The 18978-nt window shown below is 34.4% G+C and carries 15 protein-coding genes and 1 tRNA gene; 7 read left to right on the top strand and 9 right to left on the bottom strand.

Annotation, left to right across the window (positions count from 1 at the left end):
• Window positions 1–29 precede the first annotated feature (29 nt).
• The 3 genes from E2R68_RS06775 (at window position 30) to E2R68_RS06765 (ending at window position 1996) form a co-directional block, all read left to right on the top strand.
• Window positions 30–221, top strand: a complete 192-nt coding sequence (locus E2R68_RS06775) for a DUF3185 family protein (RefSeq protein ID WP_134276740.1) — start codon at window positions 30–32, stop codon at window positions 219–221.
• A 719-nt stretch (window positions 222–940) separates the two neighbouring features.
• A complete protein-coding gene (locus E2R68_RS06770; RefSeq protein ID WP_134276739.1) occupies window positions 941–1417 on the top strand; it encodes an acyl-CoA thioesterase in 477 nt (158 codons plus the stop codon).
• A gap of 180 nt (window positions 1418–1597) precedes the next feature.
• Window positions 1598–1996: a hypothetical protein gene (locus E2R68_RS06765; RefSeq protein ID WP_134276738.1), complete on the top strand. Its 399-nt coding sequence runs from the start codon at window positions 1598–1600 to the stop codon at window positions 1994–1996.
• 31 nt (window positions 1997–2027) lie between these two features.
• On the opposite strand, the gene E2R68_RS06760 is transcribed toward E2R68_RS06765, so the two are convergent.
• Window positions 2028–2309: a hypothetical protein gene (locus E2R68_RS06760; RefSeq protein ID WP_134276737.1), complete on the bottom strand. Its 282-nt coding sequence runs from the start codon at window positions 2307–2309 to the stop codon at window positions 2028–2030.
• A 510-nt stretch (window positions 2310–2819) separates the two neighbouring features.
• On the opposite strand from E2R68_RS06760, the gene E2R68_RS06755 reads away from it, so the two are divergent.
• Together E2R68_RS06755 and E2R68_RS06750 are read left to right on the top strand one after the other, a co-directional pair.
• Window positions 2820–4412, top strand: a complete 1593-nt coding sequence (locus E2R68_RS06755; protein ID WP_166738825.1) for a sensor domain-containing diguanylate cyclase — start codon at window positions 2820–2822, stop codon at window positions 4410–4412.
• Window positions 4413–4593: 181 nt separating this feature from the next.
• On the top strand, window positions 4594–7620 hold the full coding sequence (locus tag E2R68_RS06750; protein ID WP_166738824.1) for a DUF748 domain-containing protein: 3027 nt from the start codon (window positions 4594–4596) through the stop codon (window positions 7618–7620).
• Between the two features lie 98 nt (window positions 7621–7718).
• Here E2R68_RS06750 and E2R68_RS06745 read toward each other — a convergent pair whose 3' ends face one another.
• Window positions 7719–8030, bottom strand: a complete 312-nt coding sequence (locus tag E2R68_RS06745; protein WP_134276734.1) for a hypothetical protein — start codon at window positions 8028–8030, stop codon at window positions 7719–7721.
• 214 nt (window positions 8031–8244) lie between these two features.
• Between E2R68_RS06745 and E2R68_RS06740 the strand changes: the two genes are divergently transcribed.
• Window positions 8245–9231: a lipid A deacylase LpxR family protein gene (locus E2R68_RS06740; RefSeq protein WP_134276733.1), complete on the top strand. Its 987-nt coding sequence runs from the start codon at window positions 8245–8247 to the stop codon at window positions 9229–9231.
• On the opposite strand, the gene ggt is transcribed toward E2R68_RS06740, so the two are convergent.
• The 5 genes from ggt to leuS form a co-directional block, all read right to left on the bottom strand.
• Window positions 9228–10994 (bottom strand): gamma-glutamyltransferase, encoded by a 1767-nt coding sequence (gene ggt / locus E2R68_RS06735; protein ID WP_208380150.1) that lies wholly within the window; start codon window positions 10992–10994, stop codon window positions 9228–9230. The two genes, E2R68_RS06740 and ggt, sit on opposite strands and share 4 nt — an antisense overlap.
• A 50-nt stretch (window positions 10995–11044) precedes the next feature.
• The gene (gene nadD / locus E2R68_RS06730) at window positions 11045–11686 is read right to left on the bottom strand and encodes a nicotinate-nucleotide adenylyltransferase (protein ID WP_134276731.1); all 642 of its coding nucleotides are present in this window, start codon (window positions 11684–11686) and stop codon (window positions 11045–11047) included.
• Window positions 11687–11700: 14 nt separating this feature from the next.
• The gene (gene holA / locus E2R68_RS06725) at window positions 11701–12699 is read right to left on the bottom strand and encodes a DNA polymerase III subunit delta (protein WP_134276730.1); all 999 of its coding nucleotides are present in this window, start codon (window positions 12697–12699) and stop codon (window positions 11701–11703) included.
• A 6-nt stretch (window positions 12700–12705) separates the two neighbouring features.
• Window positions 12706–13233: an LPS-assembly lipoprotein LptE gene (locus E2R68_RS06720; RefSeq protein ID WP_134276729.1), complete on the bottom strand. Its 528-nt coding sequence runs from the start codon at window positions 13231–13233 to the stop codon at window positions 12706–12708.
• Between the two features lie 182 nt (window positions 13234–13415).
• Window positions 13416–16004 (bottom strand): leucine--tRNA ligase, encoded by a 2589-nt coding sequence (gene leuS / locus E2R68_RS06715; protein ID WP_134276728.1) that lies wholly within the window; start codon window positions 16002–16004, stop codon window positions 13416–13418.
• A 542-nt stretch (window positions 16005–16546) separates the two neighbouring features.
• On the opposite strand from leuS, the gene E2R68_RS06710 reads away from it, so the two are divergent.
• Window positions 16547–16637: transfer RNA gene (locus E2R68_RS06710), tRNA-Ser, on the top strand.
• A gap of 359 nt (window positions 16638–16996) precedes the next feature.
• Here E2R68_RS06710 and E2R68_RS06705 read toward each other — a convergent pair.
• Together E2R68_RS06705 and E2R68_RS06700 are read right to left on the bottom strand one after the other, a co-directional pair.
• Window positions 16997–17626 carry an SGNH/GDSL hydrolase family protein gene (locus E2R68_RS06705; RefSeq protein ID WP_134276727.1) on the bottom strand — a complete coding sequence of 210 codons (630 nt, stop codon included), beginning with the start codon at window positions 17624–17626 and terminating at the stop codon, window positions 16997–16999.
• A 218-nt stretch (window positions 17627–17844) separates the two neighbouring features.
• Window positions 17845–18660, bottom strand: coding sequence for an HAD family acid phosphatase (locus E2R68_RS06700; RefSeq protein ID WP_134276726.1), 816 nt, complete (start codon window positions 18658–18660; stop codon window positions 17845–17847).
• Window positions 18661–18978: the final 318 nt, after the last annotated feature.

Here is an 18978-nt window from a genome sequence, read left to right as displayed (position 1 = left end):
TTAATTTAATAAATAACATTGGAGTCAGTATGAATAATAAAGTTTTAGGTATCATTCTTATCGTTGCTGGTATTGCTTTAATTCTTTGGGGTTACAATATTTACGACTCTGCTAGCTCTCAAGTAACTCGCACACTTAGTGGAGATAGCCCTATTCAAGCTTGGCTTGGTATGGGAGGAGGAGCAATTGCTGTTTTATTTGGCATTACAAAATTAAAATAAAATAATTTCTTAGTAGGTTAGTTTATTAGCCAATCTTTATCAGCAAATAATCGCGATATAAATTTTAACAAATACAATAATAGTGATTACACATAAATAGTTTATCTAAATTATGTACTGTAAAATAGATAAGCTATTTATTGCAATTGAAATGATAGGTAAGGAGCTTTATGAAATTCATTTGGGCTAAGTTATTGGTTACTGTAGTTATTTTTGCCGCTCTTTTTGGCATTATTTATTATCAAGTGGCTAGTGGCAGTATCTGAGTATTGATAAGAAAAATATTTTAAAGGAGCCTTATTGTTCTAGTTCATGGTTATACGAGTTGCACTTATTATGGTGATGGTTGCTCGATCCCTGTGCACTTCAATGTTGACCCCTGCAAATGTATGAAAATCTAGAAATTACTTTTATTAAGTATTTCTTTCTTTAACTAGTGAGATGATAAATCTCCTAGAAAGTGTCAAAAAATAGCAGTAAAAACAAGTTTTGCTATTTTCTAAGTATTCTTCTTCTTGAAAACAGGCACTATTAAATGTAGTGATGTAATTGGCTTGATTGAAGATAAATCACATCATTATCGTGTTACATCGATTTCTTTTAAATCGCATACAAGCCTCTGAATATTCTAAATTGTTCATCAATTAAATAAATAATTATTTGCCAATTATCTTTTTAAAAGCTAAGTTTAGCTTCCCTTTGGTATTTAGAGAATAATTATGAAAAAGCAGCAACGTGATATAACCCTTAGATTTTTAGCTGAAACACAGGATGTTAATTTTGGTGGCAAGGTGCACGGTGGTGCGGTAATGAAATGGATTGATTTAGCTGCTTATGCATGTGCCGCAGGTTGGAGTGGTCGTTATTGTGTAACTGCTTATGCGGGTGGTATTCGTTTTGTTGCTCCAATCCATGTTGGTAGTTTGGTGGAAGTTGAAGCAAAAGTTATTTATACAGGAAAATCATCAATGCATATTGCATTAGAAGTTAATGCCTGTGATCCAAAATCTCTAAATCGTCGTTTAACAACACATTGTATAGTGATCATGGTTGCCGTTGATCAGAATGGACATTCTGAGCATGTTCCACAATGGGTACCTGAAACAGAAGAAGATATTAAACAACACGATACAGCCAAAAAACTCATGGATATGCGTAAGAAAATTGGTCAGGAAATGCAGATTTTTGTTGATTAACTTTTCTCAATTTAGACATAATACTTAACTGTTATTTGGCAGAGTGCTTGTCGCTACAAGCATTCGCTTTTTATCCTATGTAATTTTGTTAGCTTATACTCTATCTACTACCTCTCAATTGCTCTATTCTTAAAATTTTATCCGTTTAGTTTGATCATTTAATCTATTAAAGTGGCGATCATGAAATTCATTGTTTTGTTTATTGTGTTTTTTTTATCTTCTCTTAATGTATTTGCCGATACATTAAAGCCTTTTAAAAGTGATGGATGCAGTTTGTTTCCTAATGGTACTTTCGAAGATCATGATTTGTGGCAGAAATGTTGTTATGAGCATGACTTAAAATATTGGCAAGGAGGTACTTATCAGCAACGAGTTGAGGCAGATAAAGCGTTACAATTATGTGTGTCTGATCTTGATGAAGCAACAATAGGTTTATTGATGAAAGTGGGAGTTAGGTTCGGAGGAAGTCCATTTTTTCCTACTAATTTCAGATGGGGTTATGGATGGTCTTACCCTCGTATGTATGGAGAGTTAAGTCAATCTGAATTGCAGCGGGTAAAGCAACATCTTCGCGAATAGTTAGCAGTTAACTATTCGCTGCATGTTTTGTTTAAGCGGGGATTCTATTATTACGAACAAGAGAGCGGCGAATGTTTTTACACATTTTTCCAAACTTGGCGATATCATCAAACGTTGGTGTACACCCTGTATTAATTTCATGTTGCCAATAAGTTAACTCTGTATCCACTAATTCCATTAACTTCTTAGGGCAACCAGTACAAGTATTATCTGGTCCACATTTGAATGTGTCTTCTTGATAAATAGGGAATTCTAATTGAACAGCATCAATAATTTGTTGCATTGCAGTGACTCTATTGGGTTTTCTGTCCATTATATGAGCTCCTATGACTAGTTGAGTTGTATTTTTAGGCTATATACAAGAGATCCTTTCTAATAAATAGGGCGTTTAGAATAATATTTGAACAATTAAATTTCAAGAAAAATGACAGATTAATTGAGATTTTTATTTACTAAAACTTGAGTTAATAATAGGAAAATCAGCACCTTATCAATAAAGGTGCTGATTATTTTTTAGCTTAAAAATTGAAGCTATCAACAACTGTTTTTTGTGTGATGTTTTTTTGTCTATGAAATATTTTTTTATTGCCTATTTTGAGATAGAATAGTTAAAAGCTTGATGTGATACTGGTTACAGTAAATAACGGATTTATTGGGCTGATTAAAACTGTTCATATTTTTGTGATAAATTTCGTTATCAAAACAACCTTTTACGTCAATTTGTGCCTCGAATTTAATTGTTTTTCTGCGTGAAGTTTAGATCTCGTGCTTAATACAATTGGTACCAATTAATAGCATTTTCATTTAAGGCAAATATATTGTGATGAAGTCAATAACGTTTAATCAATTACAACTACGTTTACTTCTTATTTTATTCATTTTATTTACTGGCACTGTTTGCAGTTACCGCTATTTTATTGAACTCCCAAAATTAGAAGAAAGTATTGCTAAATTATCAGAAAGAGAGGTTGATACATTAAGTTTTAGCATTTCAAGTAATTTAAATATTTTATCACGAGTTAGTTTTGACTATGCGGTATGGACAACAACTTACGATTTTATTAACAATCCTTCCGATGACAAGTTTATTCAAGAAAATAATGTTGATAATACGTTTATCAGCATGGAAATTGATGGCATTTTTTATTTAAATAAAGATTTAGAAGCGGTATTAGTAAAAGGGTTTCATCATATTAAGCAAATAGACATGGACTTTTCTTTTTATGATTTTGATAAATATCCTGAAAATAAAAGTATTCTACCTCCAGCTATTACTGAAAACGGTGCACCAAGGAAAACAGGTTTTATTAATACCCAACATGGACCTGCCATATTTAGTACTACGCAAATTAGAGATTCTGATATGAATGGTGATTTTCGAGGTTATCTCGTTATGATCCAACTCATTGAAGATAAGTTTGTGGAACAATTATCTAAATACACCTTAACAAACATTACCTATCAAGAGATCCCTCCTAAAGAAGAATTATCTAGGCTACCTAATTGGGATGATAAAACTGAAAAAATTAAGATTAAACCTTACACAGATATAGTGTTGAGAGATATGACTGATAACCCTGTTGCTGTTTTAAGGATGACTCATAGTATTAGCCATATTCCCGATATTTTTAATATACAGAGCTTACTTTTTATCGTTCTGATTAGTATTTTATTTTATGTTGTGTATCTTACCTTATCGATAATTATTATTAACCCAGTGAAAAGGTTAGCGGAGGATCTTAAACAACATGACAATTTGAAAATGTACACACCAATTAATGATCAATATATGTTGTCTGAACTCGTTACAGTATCAAAAAATGTGAACGAATTGATGCAAACCGTACAGGAGCAAAACGACATACTTTCGCAACAAGCAAATACTGATTTATTAACTAAGTTATTAAATCGCCGCGGCTTAATCAGTGCAATGGAACACCATAAAGAGTTGTGTATTCGTAAGAATGTTGGGTTTAATATTGTGATGATCGATATTGACCATTTCAAAGCTTTTAATGATTCAGTCGGGCACTTAGAGGGCGATGTTGCTTTATATGAAGTGGCTACAGTGCTTAAAGAGCAATGTCGACGAGGTGGTGATACTTGTGCGCGTTATGGTGGTGAAGAATTTGTTTTATTATTGTCTGAAATGAATCATTCTGATTTACAGCAAAAATTAATACAAACTTTACAAGCTGTTCAGGGTTTACAATTAACACACCCATCATCCCCGGTAGCGGGACACATAACAATAAGTGCGGGAGCTGTAATGATACAACCTAGCGATGTTGTTAATTTTAATTTACCATTAAATGAAATATTTAAAGTCGCTGATAATGCATTGTATGAAGCTAAAAATACGGGGCGAAACTGTTTTGTAATAAAACATTGGTGTGATTTAAAAGTAAATCATTAAGAAAGTATCCTGGTAGTTTATATTTTTTAATCTTTATCTAACGGCTCACCTTAATCATTTGATGTCTCATTTATATTTCATTATTAATCCTATAATGTTCCTTTTTTATCGTACCTATTTATATATTTCTTCCGTATAATTTGGTGATATGAATATCAGTTGTAAAATTAAAGGATTTATTGTGCAACATATCAAAAACTTATTTAGTCGCCATTGTTACCGCCATATTCCATTTTGGTTATTACTCTTAATCTCTTTATACAGTGCTGTTGGTTTTTTATTAGCCCCATATTTAATTAAAAAAACCTTAGTTGAACAGGTAGAAGCTAATTTAGGCTGGCAAGCAAACGTAGAAAAAGTGCAAGTCAATCCATATACTTTTACCTTAAACATCGAGCAACTCAGTATTGTTGATGAAAATAAAAACGAAGTGATTGGCTTTAGTCGTTTATATACTGATTTCACCTTACGCTCTGCATTTGAATTTGCTTTTACTTTTGAAAAAATTGAATTGGTTGATCCTCGCTTTGAATTAACAATCAACAAAGATGGCTCAACAAATATACAACAAGCACTCGCTGCACATGTAACAACGGCTCCTGAAATTAAACCTGAAGAAGATAACCTAGATAGCGCTATTGTCCCTTTACTCATTGACAATATTATTGTTGAAAATGGTGGTATTAGCGTTACTAACCATCAACCAGCTACTGCAATTGTTCATGAAGTGAAACCAATTACTTTTAACTTACAAAATTTTTCAACTCGACCTGATGAAGATGGTGAATATAAGCTTGATATTGCATTAGGTACAGGTCAAACGTTACATTGGAAAGGTTTGATCTCACTTAATCCGGTTCGCTCTTCAGGCTCTCTAAACGTTTCTGGTATTAAAGTTCATAAATTTTGGCCTTATATTGAAAGTTCTGTTCCTTACCATTTAGCTCATGGCTTAGCTTCCGTTACAGGTAAGTATGAGATGAGCTTATTAGATAAACAATTAGCATTAAAAGTTGAAGAAGCTGTGCTTGATGTTGAAAAAATTAAGTTCACTTCTGAATCTTTACCTGATGGTTTTATTGATATTCAACATATTAATATTGGTCCAAGTCATTTTGATTTACAGGCAAAAACATTATCGATTAAACAATTGCTTGTTGATCAGTTAACGCTAAATGTTTTACGAGATAAACAAGGGCAGTTAACTATGCTGTCTCCTTTAAAAGAGTTAGATAAAAGTAAGGAAGCAACAAGCTCTCAGGCTAAAGCGAGCGATACTGATAAACTGATCGCCTCAACACCTATTAATGCAAAAAAAGTAACAGCAGAAAAGTCTAACAATGTGCCATTTACTTGGTCGATTGATAAAGTTGCTCTGACAAATAGTCAGGTTAATTGGTTAGATAAACAGCCTAAGCAAGCATCAACTATCTCTATTAAAAAGCTTAATGTTGAGCTGCATAAATTAAATCAAGATCTTGCTACAACGTTGCCTTTCTCTATTGATTACTTAATTAATGAATCGAAAAAGAATCAAGTAAAAGGTGATCTTGTTATTAAACCTTTTACATTTAATTCTCATTTAATATTAGATGATGTTGATTTGACTATGGCACAACCCTACATTAGTGAACTTGCTAAAGTAAAACTTGAAAAAGGTTTGTTATCGGTTAATGCAGATTTTAAATTAAAAGAACAAAAAAATGGTGAGATAACCAGTGAATTTGCTGGTGGCATTAATATTAATAACTTCAATACTCGCGATACGGTATTGAATAAGCGATTAGTTGGTTGGCAAGATTTATCCATTAAACCATTGAAGATCAATACCTCTCCATTGGCTATTGATATTGATAAAATAGCATTTTCTAAAGCGTATTTTAGAGTGGTGGTTGGAGAAGATCGTAGCTTAAATTTATCTAAATTAAGTGTGCAAGATAAGCAATCAAAAGAAAAAAAATCAGCGCCTAAACAACATGATAAAAAAGAACCTGTTGTGCCTATTCGCATCGGTGAAGTTAGCTTAAAAGAAAGTAGTGCATTCTTTGCCGATTTATCTTTACGTCCTCAGTTTAGTACAGGAGTTGAGCATATAAATGGCAAAGTTAGCGGTCTTTCATCTAAGCAAACACAACGAGCAAATATAGATATTAAAGGTAAGGTAGAAGATGATGGCAGCATGCTTATTAAAGGGCAAGTTAATCCATTTTCTGGCAACTTATATACCGATGTTAATGTTAAATTTAATAAAATAGATCTAACAACTTGGAGCCCTTATTCAGGGCGTTTTATGGGCTATCAAATAGATAAAGGGAAGCTAAGTTTAGGGTTAGATTATAAAATTGATAAACATACTCTGAAGGCTGATAATCGCGTTATTTTAGACCAATTTGAATTAGGACATACCGTAAAAAGTAAAGAAGCTGTGAATTTACCGATCAAACTAGCACTAGCACTGTTTAAAGATAAAGATGGTGTAATCGATATTGATCTACCCATATCAGGCAATTTAGATGATCCTGATTTTAAAATTTCAGGTGTATTAATGAAAACATTTTCAAATTTAATTACTAAAGCTGCAATATCTCCTTTTTCTGCTGTCGCAGGTTTAGTAGATGGAGACGTTGGTAAATTAAATTCTGTTGCATTCTCTCTAGGTAACAGCGAACTTGATGATCTGCAAAAAGAGAATTTAAAAACCTTAGCTGATATATTAAAAGAGCGTCCAAATCTTGTTTTGGAAGTAAGGGCGATTGTTGATCAAGAAGCTGAAGGTTATGTATTAAAAGAGCAACAGTTAAAGCAATTCCTAACTGAGTCTGATATAGATATTCAAGATGTTGATGAATTAGAAAATTTGTATATTCAACGAAAATCATCTCAGGCATTAGAGAATTTACAGCAGGAAAGTAATAACAGTGTTGTTATAGAACAGCAAAAATCAGAAGATAAGTGGAGCGAAGAAAAAGTAGAAGCAACGGAAGAGGAGCGTTATCAAGAAGTGCTTTATCATGCTGTTGTAGATAGTGAATCTCTATCAAGTATTGAGCTATCAACACTGGCAAAACAACGTATCCGTGTTATCAAACGAGAGTTGATTAATACTAATAAAGTACCTAATGCTCAAGTCTTTGTATTAAACCCATTATTAACAGGTAAAGCAGAGCAGGAGAAAGTGCAGAGTAAATTCACTTTAAATAGTAAATGACCTAGGTAATTGACTATTTAATACGCACTCTTAATATCATCTTATTTGCTAATAAGAGTGCGTGACGACGATAAGTTAGTGATGCTGTAATATTTAAATTAATCACTAAACCCTTGATGGATAAATTGCTGTCTTACTTGTACAAAATTATCCTCTGTACATTGTAAAAACTGCATTGCATATTGATAACCTTCAGGTTTGAACTTATCTAATTTTGCTAATTCATATTCATTCATAATGACATGCATTGCTTCTTGTATTAGTTCAGGTTCATCTTCTCCAATTAAGGTTTCAGGTGGATCAAAATGAGTGACCATCCAATCTTGCAATTGTTCGTTATTAATTTTTTGTTGCTGCCATTGGGTCAGAATTTCAATTAATTGTTTTTTTGTAACAATAGGTTGTGTCATTATTTTTCTCTGTGATTAATTATAATAATGAGCATAACTCAGCATGTTATGACTTGTCTGTAATAGAGTGTTCTTTTTTAATTCTAAAACCACTGAAAGTGTTTTTTATTGTGTTAATTTATGGCACAAAATGTAAAATAGCTTACTTATTTTGATCCCACTTTACTTTTAATATTGTGCTAAAACGATATTGGTATTCGTATAGGAAAAATCGTTGCGATATTTAAAGCTTTTAATGTTAACTCCCTTCTGTATGCCGATTGCCGCTTCTGAGTATGAACGGGATTACTTTAGTTTAAGTTTTGAAAATGATGTATTTTTCCATGAAGACGGTGGTTACAGTAATGGCCTTGTTTTTAGCTGGGGTTATTATGATGTTCCCGGTTTAGATAAAACAACTTTACCTCGTTGGATTTCCTTTCTAGCAGATCAAACCTATTTACCTTCCCTTGAAGATAGACAATATGCTATCAGTTATACCTTTGGACAATTTCTTCAAACAGCTGTTGAAATTAAAGATCCAGACTTAGTCACAGAAGATGCGCCTTATGTTGGTTTGTTAGCATGGGAAGTGGATGTGACTGCGTTTAATGAGCATGTTGCTGATAAGTTAAGTTTAACTTTAGGTGTTGTTGGACCTCTAGCTGGTGGTGAATATGTTCAAAAAAATATACATGGATGGATTGGTGCAAGTGAACCAATGGGCTGGGATAATCAAATTAATAATGAACCGGTTTTTCGTGTGCAAGCTAAGCGTATTTGGCGTAATGCTGTCTTACCTATAGGTCCAACAGAAGTTGATTTGATTACAGGTGTGAATGGTGGATTAGGTAATTTAAAATCTGATACAAGTGCTGGCGTAGGGTTACGTTGGGGACAAGAATTACAATCTAGCTTTGCATCAAGCTCTCCATTTGCAGTACAAAAACTAAATGGTTTAACCACCAGTCCAAATGGTTGGTATGTTTTTGTTAATGCTTCAGCTTCTTATGTTCTAAATGATATTTTTATGGATGGTAATACTTTTAGTGATAGCCATAGTGTTGATTTAATCCATTGGCAAGCTGCGGCTTCTATAGGCGCACAGCTTAATTTATATGATTGGAACTTTATCTATACTTTGATTTATTCAACGGATCAATATAAATCACAAACGGAAGATACCCGTTTCGGCACTATTTCGATTACCTATCACTTTTAGTCACCAAGACTTGATGATGAAGGCGTCCGAGGGTCAGAAGCACCATATAAACCACGCTCTGTACTCATAATACTTTGTGTACTCCCCATAGTGGATTTTAACTGTAATTGATGACCTTTTACTTGTAATAATCTAGTGGTGTCTGCACTTAACCCAGCTTCGATTCTAATCACATCAGGTAACCACTGATGGTGGATACGTGGTGCAGATGTTGCTTCTGCAATATTCATATTATAATCAATGACATTTGAGATGACTTGCAATGTTGTTGTTATAATTCGAGAACCACCGGGAGTCCCTGTCACCAAAAATAATTCTTTATCTTTTAAGACAATAGTAGGACTCATGGAACTAAGAGGGCGTTTGCCAGATTCAATAGCATTTGCCTCACCTCCAATTAATCCATACCCATTAGGGTGTCCTGGTTTGGCTGAAAAGTCATCCATTTCATTATTTAATAATATCCCTGTTCCTTTAGCAACAATGCCCGAGCCATAGCTATAATTTAATGTATATGTATTTGAAATTGCATTTCCCCATTTATCAACAATACTAAAATGTGTGGTTTGATCGCTTTCGTAAGGTAAATCAGTTGTTGGTTTAATTTCACTACTTGGCGTGGCTTTATCGGGATTAATATTGGTAATTAACTGCTTTGCATAAGCTTTACTAATTAAAGCTTGTACAGGAACTTTTACAAAGTCACTATCACCTAAATGCAAGCTACGATCTGCATATGCTCGGCGCATTGTTTCTGCAAGTGTATGAATGTGTTGAGCGCTATTATGGCCCATTGCAGCTAGATCATAGTTTTCTAGCATATTTAATATTTGTACTATATGTATTCCACCTGAAGAAGGAGGGGGCATTGAAAAAACTTGATAACCACGATAATTCCCTTGGATTGCTTGACGCTCAACGACATTATAATCTTTAAGATCTTGTTGAGTAAGCATGCCGTCGGCTTGTTGAATACTGCTAGCTATTGCCGTTGCTACTTCACCTTGATAAAAAGCACTCTCACCTTGTTGACTAATTAAGGTTAATGTTTTTGCTAGATCCGTTTGTTTTAAGGTGTCACCTGCTTGGTAATGTGAGCCATCTTTTTTATAAAAAATTTGACGTGTTGAAGGCCATTTTTTAAGGCGTTCTTGCATAGCAGATAAGGAATTTGCTAAATCGGCGGTGACTACTATGCCTTGTTTAGCTAATTCAATCGCAGGGGCCATTAATTGCTTTCGTGATAACGTGCCGTAGTTTTTTCGTGCATGCTCTAACCCCATCACGGTACCAGGGACTCCTATTGCGAGTCCATGGAACGTAGAGCGGTTAGCAATCACTTCCCCTTGTTTATTTAGATACATATCTCTAAACGCTGCAGCAGGCGCTTTTTCTCGATAATCAATGGCGACAATTTGTTTTTTATCAGCAAGGTAAACGAGCATAAAACCACCACCTCCGAGATTACCTGCTCGCGGAAGTGTTACAGCTAAAGCATAACCTACTGCTACAGCTGCATCGATGGCATTACCTCCTTGTTTTAAAATATCTAAACCAATTTTTGTGGCGATAGCTTCCTGTGTTGCTACCATGGCATTTTTTGCCCACACTGGATGATGAATAGCCATTTGACTATAGATAGCCGGCGAAGATGTTGGGGGATTAAGTTGTGCTGCGTGTACTATGGGAGTGATTAATAATTGGAAAAATAAAGAACTGCCTACGAATGGTATTACGGAAATTTTTTTAATTAAGCTAAACATCTTATTATTCCTTATAAGTATGACTTCCATTGTTTATTGTAAATAATTGATTATTTATAACATTGTTGCTCTTCTATATAACGGCACACAGAGTTTGGTGTTAAAAAATCAATGCTTTTATCGTTAACAAGTAGCTCTCGAATAGCTGATGATGAAATATCCAATTGGCTGGTACTTTGAAAATAAATACAACCCGCTTGTTTTTGATGTAAGAGAGTAGGATCGTTTATTTGATGTACTGCTAGTAAATTTGTCACTGTACTATTGAACTGAGGATCCCAACCTGGACGATGGCTCACAATTAAATGGCAATAATTTAAAATATCTTTATATTGATACCAGGTATCAAATTGGATTAAAGAGTCCATTCCCATAATAAAACACAAAGGCGTTTGCGGATATTGTTCACGTAAAACTTTTAAAGTATTAATGGTATAACTTGGTGAATCGCGTAAGAGCTCTTGTGTATTAATTTGTAATTGAGGTGTGTCTTGAATTGCTATTTTCACCATATCAATTCGTTGCGCTGGAGAAGCTAAGCTTTTTGATTTGTGTGGTGCAATATAATTAGGCATCAAATACAAGGCCTGTAAATTAAGTGCTTGTTGTATCTCTAGAGCAGGGCGTAGGTGACCAAAATGGATTGGGTCAAATGTTCCCCCTAAAAATCCTATTGCGGTTGCACTATTCATCCCTATTATTCCCTTTAACGTAAGAACTGATAACAGATTGCATCTAACTGTAGCCATGTATCTGTTTTATTTTCTACTTTAACGGATACCTCTAATTGCGCGCAATCAATTAACATATTCTCTAATTTTTGAGTATTTAAACGTTTTAATGCATTAGTGATCAAAGCTTGTTTCGCTGGCCATAATTTGGGTTTTTGTTGATTAAACAAAGCCGTTAATGATTGATTATTTAGCTGGTATGAAAAAGTGAGTAGTTTTTGAATTTCACTGTTAAGCGTTGCACTTAATAATAAAAGCTCGGTACCTTCTGCGTGAAGTTGCTTAATAATACGAGCATTTCGATCTCTATCACCTGCTAATAAACTATCCACCCATTGAAACAAACTAAAATGATTATGTGTTGTAATACTTTGTTCAACTTGTTGAAGCTGTAAATGTTGTTTTGGAAATAAAATAGATAACTTTTCTATTTCTTGTTTAGCGGCAAGTAAATTACCTTCAAAGTGCAATGCTAAGAAATCAATTACTTCTGTCGTTGCTGATAGCTCAACAAATTTAAGACGTTGGGATAACCACTGTGGAAAACGTTGTGGTAATAAAGCGTTTGTTGAGATGAAAAGCCCTTGCTGCTCAAGCTTATTAAACCAAACACTTTTTAACTGCTGATTGTTAAGTTTAGGACCTTTTAAAATTAAGATGATATCTGGATTTAATAGAGGCGTTATTTCTCGAATAAAATCTGTATTTTCTTTTGTTGTTTTACTGAGAGTTAATTCAATTATTTGCTTTTCAGAAAACAGTGAAAGAGTATTGAACTGACTGAAAATTTGGTCTTTATCAAAATTACCATCCAAGCTATAACTAAATTTTTCTAAAAAACCTTGCAGTTTTGCGCATTGCTGAATTTGCTCTAATGCTTCAATGCTAAGTAGCGCTTCATCACCGAAAATTAAGCAGCAACTTGGCAGTGCTCGTTGCAAGTGGTTATTTAATTGTTCAGGATAAATACGCATTAAAAATTACTCAACCGATTCATCTTTCATACTCAGCATCGTCGCCATTACATGATCAGCTGCAAGGCCGCGTAATTCTTTTGTTAATAATTCAGATTCACGTGATTTTGCGAGTGCTTGTGAAGGGTTATCTAAGAAATCTCGATAGATATTTACATTAAAATCTTTTGCAGTATAACGAGGCATTTTTAATGAATAGGCCATTGTGTAACCAATTTCTTTTTCTGCATTTTGTGCATTTGCATATAAAGAAACGGTACGTTCACTGCTACGCTCTGAGATCAATCTTAAGACTGCGGCATCTGGACTTGGCTCTGTTAATATTTTAATGCCAGCACCACGCAAACGCATTTTTACTAAGCGAGTTAATTCACCCTTAGGGTTATTTGTTTGTAGATAAATTTCTGGAAATTTTTCAATTAAACCGTTCTCATGTTTGAGATGAAACCCACAACCACTTAATAATAATGTTGTCATTATCAGTAATAATAACAAAGTGTTGCGGTAAAAAGCTTGAGAGTTGAATAATTGCATAAAAAGCCTTTTGCTGAATTAGATTAGTATTAGAAGTGTCTATTATGACTATCTATTGTTAAAAATAAACCTCTTATCAATAACAATAAGAGGTCTAATGAAGATTAAGCCATATAAACCACTTTTTATTAAAGTGCTTATATGACTTAGTTTTAACTGATTACTTTTATTCTCTTAACGAATTAGTTTGCAACTATGTTAAGTAACTTACCTGGAACATAAATTATTTTACGTACTGTTTTACCATCAGTAAATTTAGATACATTTTCTTCAGCATTAGCAAGTGCTTCAACATCAGTTTGAGTTGCATCAGCAGCAACTGTTAGTTTGGCACGTAGTTTACCGTTTACTTGAACAATAATCAGTTTTGAATCTTCAACTAATGCAGACTCATCAACCGTTGGCCAAGGCGTTGATAAAATATCACCTTCTGACCCTAATAACGTAAACAGTTCTGCACAGATATGTGGTGTGATAGGTGATAACAATTTAGTCACTGCCACTAATGCTTCCTGCAAAATAGCACGATCTTGTGCATCTTTTGTTGGGGCTTTAGTTAACTTATTCATTAACTCCATTACAGCTGCGATCGCTGTGTTGAACGTTTGACGACGACCTACATCATCACTTACTTTAGCGATTGTTTTATGCAATTCGCGACGTAATGTTTTTTGGTTGTTCGTTAGTGCTTTAATATCTAACGCATCCACTTCACCTAATTCAACATGTTCAAATGCTAAACGCCATAGACGTTTAAGGAAACGTAGTGAACCTTCTAGAGCTGAATCTGACCATTCTAATGTTTGATCTGCTGGAGCTGCAAACATCATAAATAAGCGCACACTGTCTGCACCGTATTTATCAATCATCACTTGAGGATCAATACCGTTATTTTTTGACTTCGACATTTTACTCATGCCGTCATAAATAAGTTCTTGCCCATCAGCAGTTTTAGCAGAGATCACTTTACCTTTAGCGTCTGTTTCAGTAATTGCATCTGTTGGTGCAACCCAAACTTTTCCGCCTTTAGCATCTTCATAGTAATAAGCATCAGCTAATACCATGCCTTGTGTTAGTAATTTTTTATAAGGTTCATCACAATCAACTAAACCAAAATCACGTAATAATTTATGGAAAAAACGTGAATATAAAAGATGTAAAATAGCGTGCTCGATACCACCAATATATTGATCAACAGGTAACCAGTAGTTAGCTTTTGCAGGATCTAGCATTTTATCGTCACTCTGTGGTGAACAATAACGAGCGTAATACCAGCTTGATTCCATGAAGGTATCAAAAGTATCAGTTTCATGCGTAGCAGGTTGGCCGTTATAGGTTGTTTTTGCCCACTCTAAATCAGCTTTGATAGGGGAAGTTATGCCATTCATTGTTACATCTTCAGGAAGAACAACAGGTAATTGATCTTCTGGTACAGGTACAACCGTACCATCTTCTAATGTTAGCGTTGGGATTGGTGCACCCCAATAACGTTGACGAGAAACACCCCAGTCACGTAAGCGGAAATTAACTTGGCGTTTACCTTTATTTTCAGCAACTAATCTAGCTTCAACAGCATCAAATGCAGCATCAAACTCCAAACCTTCAAGTGCAACAAAGTTGCCTGAATTAAAACAAACCCCTTTTTCTGTATAAGCTTCTGCAGAAACATCTACGTCTGCATCAGTAGGTTTGATAACGGCTTTAATATGTAGGCCGTACTCTTTCGCAAATTCATAATCACGTTGGTCATGTGCAGGTACTGACATAACAGCACCAGAGCCGTAACCCATTAATACAAAGTTAGCTGTCCAAATAGGTACTTCTTCACCGGTAATTGGGTGGATAGCTTTAAGACCAGTATCAACACCTTCTTTTGCCATTGTTGCTAACTCAGCTTCAGCTAATTTAACATTTTTGCACTTTTCACAAAAAGCAGCGAGTGTAGGGTTAGATTTAGCGGCTTCTAATGCTAATGGATGTTGTGCTGCAACGGCAACATAAGTCACCCCCATTACTGTATCTGGACGAGTAGTATAAACAGAGAAAGTTTCATCACTGTTTGCTACTTTAAAGTCCATCTCAATACCTTCTGAGCGACCAATCCAATTACGCTGCATGGTACGTACTTGTTCAGGCCATTCATCTAACTGGTCTAAATCATCTAATAGTTCTTGAGCATAAGCAGATATTTTAATAAACCATTGTGGAATTTCTTTTTGCTCAACAACAGCACCTGAACGCCAACCGCGACCATCAATCACTTGCTCATTGGCTAATACTGTTTGATCTACAGGATCCCAGTTAACCGTCGCCATTTTTTTATAGACTAAATCTTTTTCTAATAGCTTAGTGAAGAACCATTGTTCCCAGCGGTAGTATTCAGGTTGGCAAGTCGCTAATTCGCGATCCCAATCGTAACCAAAACCTAATTGCTTAAGTTGGGTTTTCATATAAGCAATGTTTTCATAAGTCCAACCAGCAGGTGCGGTTTTGTTTTTAATCGCTGCATTTTCAGCGGGTAAACCAAATGCATCCCAACCCATTGGTTGCATTACGTTTTTACCTTGCATACGTTGGAAACGAGAAACCACATCACCGATGGTGTAATTTCTAACATGTCCCATGTGTAATTTACCGCTCGGATAAGGGAACATAGATAGGCAGTAATACTTTTCTTTTGTTGGATCTTCTGTGGCTTTAAATGATTGATTGTCATCCCAATGTTTTTGGAATTTAGCTTCAATTTCTTTAGGGTTGTATAACTCTTGCATATTCGGTCTGCCTGCAATGAAAAATAAAATAATAATAAGGCAGTAGGATACAGTAGCAGCTCCTTTGCAACAATATTTATGAGATATGAAGCGAAAGTTTATTGAATATTAAGGCACATTTTTATATGAAATAGATAAAAATGTTCATTAAAAGCGGGAAAATGAATAAATCATGCGTAACTGAGCTCTAAAATACTGTGACCTTTAATTTTTGTACGATAGAAAGTTTGAAAGTTATTTGCTCTATTTTCTTACCATAAGGGATACAAATGAGTAGTTCATTCTTTGCATCTAAGTTCAATCATTGAGAGATTATTTTATTCATTTAAGTAGTCTTATTAAATATAGTCTTAGCTACTTTAATAGAATCATAAAATTTTGGCGGTATACCTTAAGATTATTTAAGTAATTGTTTTGTTTGAAAGTTAATCTGAATGTTGTTTATTTAAACTGTTTGTTCGTTTATTCGGCATATGAATTTTTTTATTCAAAATAAACTTTACAATCGCGAGGGTGGTTCTGTATTATTCGCCTTGTTCTGCGGAGGGGTGGCAGAGCGGCTGAATGCACTGGTCTTGAAAACCAGCGAGGGTTAATAGCTCTCCGAGAGTTCAAATCTCTCCTCCTCCGCCACATTTGAAAGGCCTGAATATCTCATGATATTCAGGCCTTTTGCTTTCTAGAATACCAATTTAACATTCTCCTACTATCTTCCATCCATTATTGACTGTATTGCAATTTTTATTGCCTACTGCAGATATTAACTTTTACTCAAATTACACCTTAAGCTAAGTCATTTTTCAGTGTGAAATTTGGATAATTTATTTAATATAATCGCTATAAGCATATATATCAGGGCAGTAGTTATTAAGAAGATAAGGGTAATTGAATTATACCCTTATTTTATTGCTTGTAGGTGAGTTTGTGTTGGTAGATGAGTTCGGAAATTTAGTCATCGAGACAATAACAATCGTATTGAAGTTGCTTCAATCTTAGCTTGATGATAATAGCGTCGGGATCAATTCACTCAATTTATTAGCAAGCTTTTGATGTTGCTCCGCATGCCAATGTATTCCCTCTTTAGCGCAAGGTTCAATAAACTCAGCGGCATCTAAAAAATGACACTCAAGTTCTTGAGCACGTAATTCATAGTAATAAGCAAACTGTTCAGATTTAGCTTGAGCACCATCCCAACCTTCTTTGCCATTATCTAGCTCTAATACATGTGCAGGGGAAATCAATAATACTTCTGGAGGTTTTTCCATAAAATTATTTTTAAAGTTTTTCACAACTTCAACTAAACGTGCTGCACCCTTAGAGATATCGCTAGCGGTAACATGATATCTAGACTTTAAATCATTAGTACCAAGCATTATAAGTACTAAATCAGGGTGATGGCTTCCTAAACAAGGAAGTAAATAATCTAACCCATTTTTACCTGCTTCAAATGGGTCATCAAATACCGTAGTACGGCTATTTAATCCTTCTTCAATAATTCGATACTTATTCATTAGTTGAGACTGCAGCAGCATAGTCCAACGTTCATATTCATTATAACGTCGTTCTAAATCTGGAGAGTAACCCCAAGTATTAGAATCGCCAAAACATAGAATAGTTTTCATTTATCAATATTCCTTTAATAAAACAGATTAATCTATTTCAGAGTATCTATTAATTGACAATAAAACAATGTAAATCAAATTCTTATGGTTATTACATGAGATCAGATAAGAAGTGCTTTTTTAGTAAATAGTGATCAAAAATCACTCCAAATGTGTGCTCGAAATTACATTAATCGGTGAACGCTACCAATTATTTTAAAGCGTTCACCTTGTTTTATTTAAAGCTTATTAGCTGCAGCTTGCTTTAACTTTGCGCGGTTTGCATCGCTTGCTTTAGGCTCTGATTCTCCAAAAATACTTGCCATCCAATGCCCATCAGTTGGGTTAGGGAACAATACATATTTCTGACCATATAATGCACGATCTTCTTGCATTTTTGCTTTACGGCCTGCCACATCGCCTTTTACATAATATTTACGGCGGAAATCATTCAAACTATCCCCAAGAAAAACTACAACATTGTGATCTTTCATAATTTCATTTTGGCGTGTCTCTTTGTTTGATGTATCACGTAAAACAGTCAGGTGGCTTTTGTCCTTCAATGGAAAACCTAAATTTTTAATATTGCCTAGCGCATACTCATAGGTTTTTTCACCTTGCTCTCGGCTAGTGATATAAAAAATTTCAACGTTATTTTCTTGGCAGAATGCTAAAAACTCTTTTGCACCAGGTGATGGCACCATTTTATTTTTTGGTATCCAATCGTCCCAAATTGCATCATCAAAAAAGTCGATATTTTTATTAATTAATGTTGCCCAATAATCGAGTGGTAGTACTAGTGTGTCATCAAAGTCAGAAACAATAGCTAACGGTTTGTCGCCTTTTTTATGTTTTGCTAATGCCATTTCCACATGCATACGAGCAATATTGAAACCTTGATAATAAAGTGCTTCGTATTCAGCTGATGTTTGTTTCCAAGCAACTGCATAGGATAATGGATTTGTATTAACAGGTTCATTAGCGAAGGTGAGTGGACTCGTTAATACACTACATAGTGTTAATGTCGGTACTAATTTTTTAAAGAATGAAGTCATAAAATGATTAATCCATAAAGATGCGATGTTAATAAAAATGTTTGTTATCGTTAGTTCTATAACAACCCAGGAAAGTTTAAAAAAACTATCTAAATATTGGATGCAATAAGAAGACCAGAAAATAGTACTCGATTATTTAAAAAATTAATATGCTATTTATAGTGACCAGTACAAACAGGTGCTATATACAATTTTATTTTAAATTACGTATTTATAGCGTACTTAATCTTCCCTAAAAACCTCCAATAACTGCTTTATCATGGAATGGGCAGCCTAATGATGTCATTCATATCATCTTTATTAGCGCACTGAACAAAC

Origin of the sequence: Psychromonas algarum (genome assembly GCF_004376845.1) — a bacterium.
In the GTDB taxonomy this organism is placed as follows: Bacteria; Pseudomonadota; Gammaproteobacteria; order Enterobacterales; family Psychromonadaceae; genus Psychromonas.
This window is presented reverse-complemented; position numbering and strand designations above follow the sequence as displayed.